The following is a 12,515-nucleotide window of genomic DNA, read 5'->3' as shown; positions in this document are numbered from 1 at the left end:
CCTATGTTCCATCCCATTGCGAATATCGAAGACGCGCAGACGCTGGCGCAGGCCATCGTCAATACGATGGTCGAACCCTTCCTCGTTCTCGATGAGAACTTTCGCGTGCTGGCGGCCAACCACTCCTTCTATCAGACCTTCAGGGTCGACCCCGAGCAGACGCACGGCTCGCTGCTCTACGCGCTGGGCGACGGCCAGTGGGACATTCCAGCGCTTCACCTGCTCTTGGAGACGATCATTCCCGAGAAGACCGCCATGGACGGCTTCGAGGTCGAGCATGATTTCCCCGATATCGGCCGGCGCACGATGCTGCTCAACGCGCGGAAGGTCCTTTACGACCACAGTTCAGCCGCGACCATCCTGCTCGCCTTCAATGACATCACGGCGCGCCGCGCCATAGAAAGGGAAAAGGAAGAACTTCTCGGCCGCACCGAAGACCTGCTGCGGCAGAGATGTGCTGCTGCGCGAAATGGAGCACCGGGTCGCCAACAGCTTGCAGATCATCGCCAGCATTTTGCTGCTGAAGGCCCGGTCCGTCACCTCAGATGAAACGCGGCAGCACCTGAAGGATGCCCATCAACGCGTGCTGTCGGTAGCAGAAGTGCAGCGGCATCTCCATGCCTCAACCGGTGCCGACGAAATCGAGGTTGGTTCTTATCTGTCGAAGCTTTGCAGTAGTTTGGCCGCTTCGATGATCGGGGAAGCACAGGCTATTGCTGTAAACGTTATGGCGGAAAATGGAAGGATAGACTCCCAGAAGGCGGTCAGCCTTGGCCTGATCGTGACCGAGCTCGTTCTCAACGCCATCAAGTATGCATTCTCGACAGAAAAGGTCGATGCGCTGATCTTGGTGACCTATGAGACCGATGCTGAGGATTGGAAGTTGACCGTATCGGACAACGGGTGGGGCAAACCCGTTCGCGACATTCCAGGTGCGGGACTGGGGACAGCGATCGTGGAGGCGCTTGTTAAACAGCTTGAAGCACGCATTGACACGGTCACGGGCAATACTGGCACGACGATTGCCATTACCAGAGCGACGTTCACGTCGCGGATGCCGAAAGCAGCATAGTTTGGTGCTTGGCATGCGTTTCAAGCGGCTGTTCCGAATATCGCCTTGGAGGTCGTGTCCCTCAGGTGGTGTAGCTCGAACGTTGCGAAGCCGCTCGCGAGCGGCTGCCGCTGATGTTCCTATTCTCTGTGCTATAGGTTCCGTTTAATTGAAGAAGAAACCAATGCAGCGGACGGTGACAGTAATCGAGAAAATTACGGGCCGGGTGATCGGCGCGTATCCGATCGATCTTTCGGGCCAGGATCACCAGACTTCCGATGATCAGTATTTTGCCAAAGCGTTCGAAGCCGCCGTCGACGGCGGCCTCATTGCCGAGGCTGAAGCGCACGCTGTCGAATTCCGTCTGGAATAGACACTCAAGCCGAGATCCACGCTACTTTCGCTTTTCTATCGCCGCCTTGGCGCCGCTACGAAAACCCCGCGCGATGCGAGGTTGTTGATGCGGTCAAAAACCTTACATTTCAGTACGGCGAATTACACTGCTGCCGAGGGCCATAGCTAGGCTGGAATGTATCGTCTGAAGCTCGATAGCTCCGGTATCGGTCGTAGCACCACTGTACATGCGAATCGCCGCGATCGACCGGGTTCTGGTTGTTGTTAATGATCACGCCGCTGATCACCGCGCCGGCAGCGAAGGCCGCCAGAGGAAACCAGTAGTCACCATGACGGCGATAACCGCGATGGTATTCACGATAGCCGCGATGACCGATCCAGTTTACGCCATCGTTGCGCGAAAAATTGCGATTGCGGTTGAATTTCCGCTTCATCCACGGCTTGTAGTCGACCGTCGCCACATATCTTGTTCATAAATCTCCTTTGAAGGAATGGTTGATATCCCTTCTCGGATTTAAAACGATTTAAGGAGGTTAAGGTTCTGTGGCGTGCCAGACAGCCTTCGACACCGCCAGCCAGGCTGTTCGAATCACTTGTCAGGTGCTACGGCTCGAACAAGCATGGGCAATCTTCACACGATGCGGTGTGCTGGCTTTTTTCTACGTTTCATACAGTGAGGGACAATGGCCGGCACTCCGTTGATCAGCATTCTGATCACTTTCCTTGTCATAATTCTGGTGCTGTATCTGGTCAATCGGTTGCCGCTTGATGGTCGCACTCGTCAGATTGCCCAGATTGTCGTGATCATTATTGGCATCATTTCGCTGCTGAAGTACCTCGCAGTGTTTTAACGCATCACGGTTGGGATATGCGACGCTGCTGGCGTCCGAGCGAGCAAGACAAACCCAGCGCTTTACACCCACTCATGAGCAGGCGGCTTGAGACCTTCCCGCTCTAGGAAAATATCAGCCTCGCGCGGTTGTCGACGATCCTGAGGGCGGCCAGCTGGCCGGTTTGGAAGGCGCCGGTGTCTATGCCAAGCCGGCGTCCCTCGAGCTTCGGAATGTCGACCGGCGTATGCCCGTGCACGACATAACGTTCGAGAAGATGCGCGGCTTCGAAGAACTCCGAGCGGATGTTGAGCAGGTCGTCCTCGTCTTGCGCGGCCAACTCGATGCCGGGCCTGATGCCGGCGTGTACGAACACGAATTTGGCCGAATAGACCATGACCGGCAGCGCACGCATGAAGCTGACATGGCCGGCTGGAATGATCTCCCGAATGCGCCGGTCGACCTCCTCGCTTGAACCGTAGAGATCGGCCATGCGCGACGGATCAACGCCGTAGGAAAACAGCGTTTGCAGGCCACCTATCGCCAGCCACGACTCTCTCGAAATGATCCCGTCGAGGTAGTTCAGCATCACGACTTCGTGGTTGCCGGCAAGGCAGATGCGCTGGAAGCCTTGGAGTGGCGGCGCCAGCAGATGATCGAGCACGCGCGCCGACTGGGGGCCACGATCGACGTAGTCGCCGAGCATGATGATGAGCTTGCGCATTTCGAAAGACGCAGAATCGACCAGGATGTTCTGCTCCAGGGAGCGAAGCTCCTTATAGCAGCCATGCACGTCGCCGATCGCATAGACGACCGTGTCCTGCAGATCCATCTCGAGCCGCTGGCGCGCCGCCGTCGGGGGCTTTCTCGATCGTTGGAACAGGGTCACGAATGGCGTCTCGCATGGCTGTGGGGGCGTCTCGATTCCGAAACAACATGAAGACGCAGCGCCTGGATACCATGTCTGGCGCCGGTCGTTCCATACCGGAGCTTCGGACGCAACTCGGCTTCGGCCTCCTACACGCCGATGCCACGGCCGTTCAGCGCGGCGGTGATCTCGTCGAGGATGGCGGGGTCGTCGATCGTCGCCGGCATGCTCCATTTCTCCTTGTCGGCGATCTTCTGCATGGTGCCGCGCAGGATCTTGCCGGAGCGCGTCTTCGGCAGGCGCTTGATCGTCACCACCGTCTTGAAGGCGGCGACCGGGCCGATCCGTTCGCGCACCAGCGCGACCACCTCGTTTTCGATGATGCCCGCGTCGCGGTCGACGCCGGCATTCAGCACGACGAAGCCGAGCGGAACCTGGCCTTTCATCGCATCGGCGATGCCGACGACGGCGCATTCGGCAACGTCGGGATGCGCGGCCAACACCTCCTCCATGGCGCCGGTCGACAGCCGGTGGCCGGCGACGTTGATGATGTCGTCGGTGCGGGCCATGACATAGAGATAGCCGTCCTCGTCCATCATGCCGGCATCCGCCGTTTTGTAGAAGCCGGGGAACTCCTCGAGATAGGCTTGGCGAAACCGCTCGTCGGCATTCCACAGCGTCGGCAGACAGCCGGGCGGTAATGGCAGTTTGACCACAACGTTGCCCAGTGTGCCGCGCTTGACCGCATGCCCGGCATCGTCGAGCACGCGAATGTCGTAGCCGGGCATCGGCATGCCGGGCGAGCCGTATTTGACAGGCAGCAGGCCCAGTCCGGCGGGATTGATGGTCATCGGCGAACCGGTCTCGGTCTGCCACCAGTGGTCGATCACCGGCACGTTCAATTTCTGCTCGGCCCATTTGATGGTTTCCGCATCGGCGCGCTCGCCGGCAAGGAACAGCGTGCGGAACCGGGACAGATCGTGTTTCGGGACGAACTCGCCCCTCGGGTCCTGTCCCTTGATGGCGCGGAAGGCGGTTGGCGCGGTGAACAACGCGACGACGCCATGCTCAGCGATCACACGCCAATAGGTGCCGGCATCGGGCGTGCCGACCGGCTTGCCTTCGAACAGCACCGTCGTGCAGCCATGCAGTAGCGGGCCGTAGACGATGTAGGAATGGCCGACCACCCAGCCGACGTCCGAAGCCGCCCAGAACACTTCGCCGGGTTTCACACCGAACTCGTTTTCCATCGACCATTTCAACGCGACCATGTGGCCGCCATTGTCGCGCACGATGCCCTTTGGCTGGCCGGTCGTGCCGGACGTGTAGATGATGTAGAGCGGATCGGTGGCAAGCACCGGAACGCAGTCGACATTGGCACCCGCGGCTCGCTCCCGCGCCACAGCGTCGGCATAGTCGATGTCGTAGTTTTCCCTGAGCTCGCAGCGCAATTGGTCGCGCTGCAGGATGAGGCAGGCTTCGGGCTTGTGCCGCGACATCTCGATCGCCTTGTCGAGCAGCGGCTTATAGGCAACGACACGCCCGGGCTCCAGGCCGCAGGACGCCGAGATGATCAGCTTCGGCTTGGCATCGTCGATGCGCGTGGCGAGCTCATGTGAGGCAAAACCGCCGAAGACCACTGAATGCACGGCGCCGATCCGCGCGCAGGCAAGCATGGCGAAGGCTGCTTCCGGCACCATCGGCATGTAGATGATGACGCGATCGCCTTTTTGGATGCCGCGATTCTTGAGTACCGAGGTCAGTGCGACCACCTCGCGCTTCAACTCGGCATAGGTGAATTTCTTGATTGTGCCCGAAATCGCGCTGTCATGAATAAGCGCTATTTGGTCGGCGCGGCCGTCCGCCACATGACGATCGACGGCATTGAAGCAGGTGTTGCACGAGGCACCATTGAACCACCGGCCATAGACGCCGGCATTGGCATCGAACACGGTCTCGAAGGGCGAGAACCAGTCGATTGCGCCGGCGGCGTCGGCCCAGAATTTTTCCGGGTCGCGTTTCCAGCCGTCATAGACCTCGTGGTAGCGTGACGCCATCCAGCTTCCTCCCCAGGAATGTTTGCTGTCCTTGAAATAGCGTATGCTGCTTTCTGTAACCATGTATTTGTGCTTTTCGTTTGCCGTCGTTCCAATTCGGCCGCAAATCCAGGGTCGTCGTGGTCTGCGGGGCTGATATCGGCCGAATTTTCGACACAGGGGCAGGGCGCGATGAAACTGCGATACGAGCTTGGATTTGCCGTCGTTGCGACGCTGGCGTTCGCACTCGCTTCAGCTGCTCAGGCCGGTGATGCGGCGGCACGGCGCATCATCGGCTTTTCGCCCGACGGCAACTATTTCGCCTTCGAGCAGTACGGCACGCTCGATGCCGGTGCTTCGGATTCGGGCTGGTCGGAGATCGAAATCATCGACACCCGCACCGATGAGTTCGTCGGCGGCAAGCCGATCCTCATCGTTGACGAGACGGAGGATTCGACGCTGACACTTGCGCAGGCGAGGGCACAGGCCGCCGAGCTGGCAGCGCCGTTGCTGGCCAAATATGCCATCGCACTGCGCGGCGAGCGGACGGGCTTCGACAAATTCACCTTTCCCGACGACATGGTCGCCTACAACGACATTGCGCGCCTCGAGCAAGTCTCGCAAAAATGGCTTTCGCCGAACTATGACGAGCTTGGCATCTCGACCATCCAGCTCGAGCAGATCCTTGCCGACAGTACGGCGGATTGTTCACCGAGTTTCGACGGGACGCAGCAAGGCGAAACGACCGGCAAGGCGCTCGGCTTTCGCCTGACGCTGCAGGGTCAGGACGGCAAGCCGATCAAGCTGCTGCATGAGGACAAGGCGGTGCCGGGTTCGAGGAATTGCCCGACTTCCTACAGCCTGTCGGAATCTTACGCATTCACCCCCGACCGCAAAGCAGGCGTGCTTGTCGTACTCGTGCAGCGTTTCAGCCAGGGATTTGAAGGGCGTGACCGCCGTTTCATCGCCGTGACAGGGCGGGCGCGTTGAGATAACCCGCTGAGAAGTAGTCTGCTACTCGAGTTGATTCCTAAAGCGGCAGCGCAGTGAGCATAAGGCCAACCCCGCAGGCGATCAGCAAGGCGGCTGCCAGCATTTTCCCATGACGCTCGAAACCTGTCGGCGCCCGATCCCAATTGTAACGCATGCCCCAACTCCCCAAACCCGCTGAGTCCCTTATCTTACCTAGGGTGAGGAGGACAACAGTCTGGCGATGCACCACGCTGCTGCTGTCGGTCTTATCACCGACTATCTCTGAGGCATTCTCCGCCGCTACATGCCCCAGCGCAGCGCGGCGGTGTGCACAGGCGCATCCCAAAACGCCGCAGCCTCGTCGTCGAACATGCTCAGCGTGATCGAGCAGCCGGCCATGTCGAGCGAAGTCACATAGGAGCCAACCAGCGACCGGGTCACCGTCACGCCGTGCTTCTCGAAGGTTTTGCGGGCGCTGTTGTACATCAGATAAAGCTCCATCAGCGGCGTGCCGCCAAAGCCGTTGACGAAGAGCAGCGCCCGGCCTTTGGCGCTGTCGCCCAGATCGCCGAGGATCGCGGTACAGATCTCCTCGACGATAGCGTCGGCGCTCTTCAACGTGTCGCGCCGCCTTCCGGGCTCGCCATGGATGCCGACGCCGAACTCCATCTCGCCGTCGCCGATGTCGAAGGTCGGCTTGCCCGCCGCCGGCACGGTGCAGCTGGTCAGCGCCACGCCCATCGAGCGCGTCGCTCCGTTGACGCGCTCGCCGAGCGCCTTCAACGGCTCCAGTGCCATGCCTTGCTCGGCCGCCGCGCCGACGATCTTCTCGACCACCAGCGTGCCGGCGACGCCGCGCCGGCCGGTGGTGTAGGACGAGTTTTCGACCGCGACATCGTCATTGATCACGATTTGCATGACGCCTTCTGTCATTTCAGCGGCCATGTCGAAATTCATCACGTCGCCCTCGTAGTTCTTGACGATGAACAGGCAGCCGGCGCCCGTATTGACGGCTTCCACGGCCGCCATCATCTGGTCCGGCGTCGGCGAGGTGAACACCTGGCCAGGGCAGGCGGCATCCAGCATGCCGTGCCCGACGAACCCGCCATGCAGCGGCTCGTGACCCGAGCCGCCACCGGAGATCAGCGCCACCTTGCCCGATTTGAGCAGCTTGCGGCGGACAAATTTGTGTTCCTCGCCAAGCGCCAGAATGTCGGCATGCGCGGCAACGAAGCCGTCGAGGCTCTCGGTCAGCACCGTGTCGACCGAATTCAGAAATTTCTTCATGGCTGTCCTCCCGAAATAGGCCAGCGTCAGCTGCCCTTGCCGGCGATGCTGGTGATCTTCTGGATGAAATCATTGACCGCCCGGTCGAGCGCCGCATTCTGCTTATCGTCGCCGAAATCGGGAACGATCAGCGAGACATGGCGTGTCTTGCGCATGCCTGCGGCCAGCGACATCTTTCCCGGATGCGCCCGATGATATGCTTCAAGGAAATGATCACGTTCGGCCGGGCTGAAATGGCAGACGGAGAAGATAGCCGGCAAATGCTTCGACGGGATCGGCGTCGAATAGGCCGGGCTGGAAATCTGCGTGACGAAGCTGCGATGCTTGCCCAGCGCGTCGGCGAGGCGCTGGCGCATGCCGGACGGGCGCTGATCGATCACCTGCGACAGGATCGTCTTGTAGGCGCGGATCGCCTCTTCGGGGCCGGATTGCGACGCCTTGTCTGACATGCCGGGCCTAGATCCAAACGTCCGCGATGGCCGCCTTGGCCATCGCGAGTTGGGCGGGAGCGACGGAGAGGTCACGCAGGCCGGCTTCGAGCAGCGCCGGGATCGAGGCGGGGTCGCCGCCGGCATCGCCACACAGGCTGACCGGGATATTATGCTCGCGCCCGAAGGCGGCAACCGACGCGATCAGCCGGAGTACGGCCGGGTGCCTGACGGAATTCAGATGTGCGACCGAAATGTTATCGCGAGCGGCGGCCATCACGTATTGGGTCAAATCGTTCGAGCCGATCGAGAAGAAGGCGGCCCTGGCGAATGCCTCCGGCGCAATCGCCACCGAAGGCACCTCGACCATGATGCCAAGTGGCGGCATTTTTTGCGCGATGCCGCGCGCCAAAAGGTCAGCCTGCTCCTCAGCGAACAGCGCGGTGGCGCGTTCATACTCTTCCGGAACGGCGATCATCGGGAACATCACCTTCAGATTGCCGTGCATGGCGGCGCGGAGCAAGGCGCGGATCTGCACGCGAAAGACCTCTGGGCGCGCCAGCGACAGCCTGATCCCGCGCAGGCCAAGGAATGGATTACCTTCCTCGACGGTCAGGCCCGGCACAGGCTTATCGCCGCCGGCATCGACGGTACGGATTGTTACCGGCCTGTCGCTGGCCCATTCCAGCACTTTGCGGTAGGCGTGATATTGCGTCTCCTCGTCCGGCAGCGTCTTGCCGAACAGGAATTCGGTCCGCATCAGCCCGACACCGTCGCACGTCGCGACATCGATGCTGTCTACATCGGACGGATCGGCGATATTCACCTGCACCCCGATCGCTATGCCGGTCTTCGTTGCCGCCGGCCTTGTCAGATAGGCTGCCGCTTTGCCGCGATGCGCCGCGAAAGACGACGACGATCGCCGGAACGCGTCGATCTCCGCTTTCGAAGGCCCCAACACGATGCCGCCATGTTCGGCATCGAGCAGTGCGATTCCGGCAAGGTGAGCCGGCGAAGCACCAGGCCCGGCTACCCCACGCCCCACGAGCCCAAGCCCCACCACCATGGGCACGCCGCGCGAGCGTGCCAGCATTGCGACATGACTTGCGGCGCTTCCGGCCTTAAGCGCGATGCCGCCGCCGGCACTCCAGTCGGTCTCGAGGAAGCGCGTCGGTGCGATATCCTCGCCATACAAGATCGCACCCGCCGGCGCGGCAATGTCGCCGCCCCCGGTCAGCGCGCGTAGCACCTGGTCGCGTATATCGCGCATATCGGCCGCGCGCGCCCGGAAATAGTCCTGCTCGGATGTTTCGTAGCCGGCGATCTCGGCGTCGAGCGCTGTTCGCCAAGCCACATCAGCAGCCATGCCCTCGGCGATGTGCGAAAAAGCCGGGCCGGTCAGCGCGTCGTCCTCCAGCATGGCGAGCTGGAATTCGAGGATCCCGGCCGCCTCGCTGTCGCTGGTTTCGATCAATATCGCGAGCCGGCCTGCGGCAATGGAGATGGCGGCCTCAAGCGCCGCTTTCTCGTCCGCGGCAGTCGCCTTGCGGACATAACGCACAGCAGCCTGGTCGAGGTCGAACAGCGGCCCCTCGGCATAGCCGGCCGATGCCGAAATGCCCTGCAGCCTAAGCGGTTCGGGCATGGTCCTTGCCTTCGTCGAAATCGCGCCGCACCAGCTCGACCAGTGCCCCGACGGCCTCGCCGGCGCCGTCGCCTCTGGCCCTGATATGCAGGACAGTGCCTTTTGGCGCTTTCGCAGCCATCACCTTGACGATGCTCTTGGCGTCGAACCATGGCCCGTTGGCGGCGAGCGCAATCTCGACGTCGGCCGAAAACGTCTTGGCAAGCTTGGTGAACTTCACCGAAGGACGCGCATGCAGTCCCACCTCATGGGTGATCAGGACGCTGGCTTCGGCTGCTGCGGACATGCTTGTCAAAGTTCCCGTTCACTCACGACGGCGACAGTTCGTGCGCCGTCGCCACCACTTCCTTGAGCGAGGCGCCGCCGGAAGCCTCGGTCGCCGCCATCACCGCGCCTTCGACGATCGGCGCATTGCAGACGATGATCTTCTGGGCGCGTGGTTCGCCGATCATCTCTACCGCCATCTCGCTATTGGTCTCGGCACCGCCGAGATCGACGAGGATCGCGACACCCGCCTCCGACCACGCCTTGTCGATGGCGCCCATGATCGCCTCGACATTGGTTCCCAGCCCGCCATGGCCGTTTCCGCCGCACCATGCAAGCGGCACTTCGTCGCCGACCATCTGCCGCACCATGTCTGCGGTGCCTTCGGCGACCAGCGGCGAATGCGATACGATGACGATGCCGACATTGCTCATGCGCGCGCCTCGATTGCTTCGGCGACGGCCCGCACCAGAAGCGCGGTCGAGCGTGCGCCGGCATCCATATGACCGATCGAACGGTCGCCAAGGAAGGAGGCGCGCCCACGCAACGCCTTCATCGGCACGGTCGCGTCGGCTGCATTGTCGGCGATGTCGACGATTTCCCCTGCTGTCTTTCCCTGCACCAGCGCTTCATGCACCGGCTGCAGTACGTCGAGCATGGTCTTTTGCCCGGCCTGCGACTTGCCTCTGGCGGCTACCGCTTCGATTGCCTTGCCGAAGGCCGCTGCCAGATCGGCGCGACCCGGCGCGGCGGAAATCTCCTTGCCGAGCGCCATGAACAGCGTGCCGAACAGGGGACCGGAGGCTCCGCCGACCGTCATCACCAGCTTGGTGCCGATCGCCTTCAGCGCCTCGGGCAATGGCTTTGCCGCGAACGCGCCGGCCTCGGCCCGCACTGCCTCGAAGCCGCGTTTCATGTTGAGTCCATGGTCGCCGTCGCCGATCGCCTGGTCGAGCCTGGTCAGCTCTTCGGCATGGGCGGCGATGGTGTTTGCCGCCGCCTCGATCAGCCTGGAAAGATCCGCTGCCGCCATATCACCCATGCTCCTGGCCTCCGCGCTGCCGGCAGTACGAGAAAATTGCATATCCGGCAATTGAAGCATTCTTTTCCCCAGTCAAGCGGGTTCGAGCAACGCAGCGAGGGCAGTGAAGACCTCGGCGATGGCAAAGGCGCCGGGGTCGACCACGCCGTCGAGCTGGCTGCCAATATAGGCGGACCGCCCGGCCTTGGCCTTGCGCATGGCCGCGGTGGCCTCGGCGCCGCGTCGCGCCGCGACCGCCGCGTCCTCCAGACTGCCGCTATCCAACGCCCTCAAGGCGGGTTCCAGGGCATCGATCATCGTGCGATCGCCGACCCTCGCTCCGCCATGGAAGGACATCCGATCCAGGCCGACGAGAAGCGCCTTGGGAAGCGTTTCGCCAGATTTCGACGCCTGCGCGGCGGCGGTTAAGAAGATCGACAGCAGCACGCCACTGGAGCCGCCCATGCTGGTACTCAGTATGTCGCCGACGGTGGCGAGCGTTGCGGCAGGGTCGGCGAGCGGCAGTGTCTCAAGGCGGCTAAGCACGCTCCGCGCACCGGCCGCCACAGTCGATCCGGTGTCGCCGTCTCCCGCCTTGGCATCCAGTCCGTTCAACGCGCCTTCAAGCGAGATCAGCCGTTCGCAGACCGCGACAACCAACTGCTCGGTGCGTGCATCCTGGCTGGCTTTTGACGCGCTGTTCGGGCCGGTGGCTTTGGCCACCGGCACGACGCTCACTGGGCGAACGGCTCTTGCCGGCAGCCAGGCGTGAGGGCCGACCGGCGCCCGCAAGGCTACTTCGCGAGGCGCATCGAGCCGGATCAGCGACAGGGAAAAGCCGTTCATGTTGAGCGCCGTCATAAGCTGCCCGGGCCCGATCGTCAGCGTCACCTTTCGTGCCAGCGGTGAAGCCAACACCGCATTGGTGACAAGCAACATTTCCAGCGGCGGCACCGAACCGAGATTGTTGATCAGCAAGGCGTAGTCACTGGCGGGATCGAGCCGCGCGGCAAGGCGCTCCGACATGATCGCAACCAGCCTTTCGGCACTTTGCACCGCAATCCGCTCAACGCCCGGTTCGCCATGGATGCCGAGGCCGAGTTCGGCGTCGTCGGCGCCAAATCTTTCGTCATGGCTCTGGCCGGGGATCGAGCAGGACGACAGCGATATGCCGAGTGAAACGATGTCCACCGCCGCGGCCCGCGCCGTAGCGGCAACCGTCGCCAGATCGTTGCCGGCTTCCGACAGGTGGCCGGCGATCTTGTGCACGAACAAGGTGCCGGCAACGCCACGCGGCTGGGCAATATCCGGCAGGGCAATGTCGTCGGCGACGATCACCATCTCGACGCGGAAGCCTTCGGCGCGCGCCTTCTCGGCTGCCAAGCCGAAGTTGAGGCGATCACCGGTGTAGTTCTTGACGATCAGCAGGCACCCGGCGGGACCGGTTACCGCGCGGATGGCGGCCAATACTGCTTCCACGCTCGGCGAAGCAAAGATCTCGCCTGATACTGCCGCCGTCAGCATGCCCACGCCGACGAAGCCGGCATGCGCGGGTTCGTGCCCGGCCCCGCCGCCGGAGATGATGCTGACCTTGCTCTTATCCCAGTCCGCACGGAGGACGACCTTGATTTCGGGATAGCCGTCGAGGCGAGCGAGATCGCCGGCGCCGGTCGTGCCGAGAAAGCCGTCCAGTGCCTCAGTTACGATCGTATCCCTGCGATTGAAAAAATGCTTCATCGAATTGGTCCAGTCCGGTGCC

General features: G+C 62.1%; 12 protein-coding genes and 2 pseudogenes. 4 read left to right on the top strand and 10 right to left on the bottom strand.

The window, feature by feature from the left end; translation table 11 throughout:
• Positions 1–3 precede the first annotated feature (3 nt).
• Both NKJ09_RS08665 and NKJ09_RS08660 read left to right on the top strand, forming a co-directional pair.
• Positions 4–1,072 (top strand): annotated as a pseudogene (locus NKJ09_RS08665) (sensor histidine kinase).
• Between the two features lie 163 nt (positions 1,073–1,235).
• A complete protein-coding gene (locus NKJ09_RS08660) occupies positions 1,236–1,424 on the top strand; it encodes a hypothetical protein (protein ID WP_352495744.1) in 189 nt (62 codons plus the stop codon).
• A 109-nt stretch (positions 1,425–1,533) separates the two neighbouring features.
• Here the strand turns inward: NKJ09_RS08660 and NKJ09_RS08655 are convergent.
• Positions 1,534–1,866, bottom strand: a pseudogene (locus NKJ09_RS08655) (BA14K family protein); the annotation flags it as partial.
• A 222-nt stretch (positions 1,867–2,088) separates the two neighbouring features.
• Between NKJ09_RS08655 and NKJ09_RS08650 the strand changes: the two are divergent.
• Positions 2,089–2,256 (top strand): Thivi_2564 family membrane protein, encoded by a 168-nt coding sequence (locus NKJ09_RS08650; RefSeq protein WP_023717974.1) that lies wholly within the window; start codon positions 2,089–2,091, stop codon positions 2,254–2,256.
• A 103-nt stretch (positions 2,257–2,359) separates the two neighbouring features.
• Here NKJ09_RS08650 and NKJ09_RS08645 read toward each other — a convergent pair whose 3' ends face one another.
• Both NKJ09_RS08645 and NKJ09_RS08640 read right to left on the bottom strand, forming a co-directional pair.
• Positions 2,360–3,124 carry a metallophosphoesterase family protein gene (locus NKJ09_RS08645; RefSeq protein ID WP_352495745.1) on the bottom strand — a complete coding sequence of 255 codons (765 nt, stop codon included), beginning with the start codon at positions 3,122–3,124 and terminating at the stop codon, positions 2,360–2,362.
• 128 nt (positions 3,125–3,252) lie between these two features.
• Positions 3,253–5,160: a propionyl-CoA synthetase gene (locus NKJ09_RS08640; protein ID WP_352495746.1), complete on the bottom strand. Its 1,908-nt coding sequence runs from the start codon at positions 5,158–5,160 to the stop codon at positions 3,253–3,255.
• Between the two features lie 171 nt (positions 5,161–5,331).
• On the opposite strand from NKJ09_RS08640, the gene NKJ09_RS08635 reads away from it, so the two are divergent.
• Positions 5,332–6,129, top strand: coding sequence for a DUF2259 domain-containing protein (locus tag NKJ09_RS08635; RefSeq protein ID WP_352495747.1), 798 nt, complete (start codon positions 5,332–5,334; stop codon positions 6,127–6,129).
• A 282-nt stretch (positions 6,130–6,411) separates the two neighbouring features.
• On the opposite strand, the gene dhaK is transcribed toward NKJ09_RS08635, so the two are convergent.
• The 7 genes from dhaK to NKJ09_RS08600 form a co-directional block, all read right to left on the bottom strand.
• Positions 6,412–7,398 (bottom strand): dihydroxyacetone kinase subunit DhaK, encoded by a 987-nt coding sequence (gene dhaK, locus NKJ09_RS08630; protein WP_352762620.1) that lies wholly within the window; start codon positions 7,396–7,398, stop codon positions 6,412–6,414.
• Positions 7,399–7,424: 26 nt separating this feature from the next.
• Positions 7,425–7,847, bottom strand: coding sequence for a hypothetical protein (locus NKJ09_RS08625; RefSeq protein ID WP_023717968.1), 423 nt, complete (start codon positions 7,845–7,847; stop codon positions 7,425–7,427).
• 7 nt (positions 7,848–7,854) lie between these two features.
• A complete protein-coding gene (gene ptsP, locus NKJ09_RS08620; RefSeq protein WP_352495749.1) occupies positions 7,855–9,471 on the bottom strand; it encodes a phosphoenolpyruvate--protein phosphotransferase in 1,617 nt (538 codons plus the stop codon).
• Positions 9,455–9,757: an HPr family phosphocarrier protein gene (locus NKJ09_RS08615; RefSeq protein WP_023717966.1), complete on the bottom strand. Its 303-nt coding sequence runs from the start codon at positions 9,755–9,757 to the stop codon at positions 9,455–9,457. The genes ptsP and NKJ09_RS08615 overlap by 17 nt, the downstream gene beginning before the upstream one ends.
• Before the next feature lie 22 nt (positions 9,758–9,779).
• Positions 9,780–10,169 carry a dihydroxyacetone kinase phosphoryl donor subunit DhaM gene (gene dhaM, locus NKJ09_RS08610; RefSeq protein WP_172220312.1) on the bottom strand — a complete coding sequence of 130 codons (390 nt, stop codon included), beginning with the start codon at positions 10,167–10,169 and terminating at the stop codon, positions 9,780–9,782.
• Positions 10,166–10,768 carry a dihydroxyacetone kinase subunit DhaL gene (gene dhaL / locus NKJ09_RS08605; RefSeq protein ID WP_352495750.1) on the bottom strand — a complete coding sequence of 201 codons (603 nt, stop codon included), beginning with the start codon at positions 10,766–10,768 and terminating at the stop codon, positions 10,166–10,168. The genes dhaM and dhaL overlap by 4 nt, the downstream gene beginning before the upstream one ends.
• 81 nt (positions 10,769–10,849) lie before the next feature.
• Entirely contained in the window at positions 10,850–12,493 is a 1,644-nt protein-coding gene (locus tag NKJ09_RS08600; RefSeq protein ID WP_352495751.1) for a dihydroxyacetone kinase subunit DhaK, read from the bottom strand.
• Positions 12,494–12,515 lie beyond the last annotated feature (22 nt).

Source organism: Mesorhizobium sp. M0189 (genome assembly GCF_040322135.1).
Taxonomy (GTDB): domain Bacteria; phylum Pseudomonadota; class Alphaproteobacteria; order Rhizobiales; family Rhizobiaceae; genus Mesorhizobium.
Note: the sequence above shows the minus strand (reverse complement) of the source record. Positions and strands in the feature narration are given on the sequence as shown.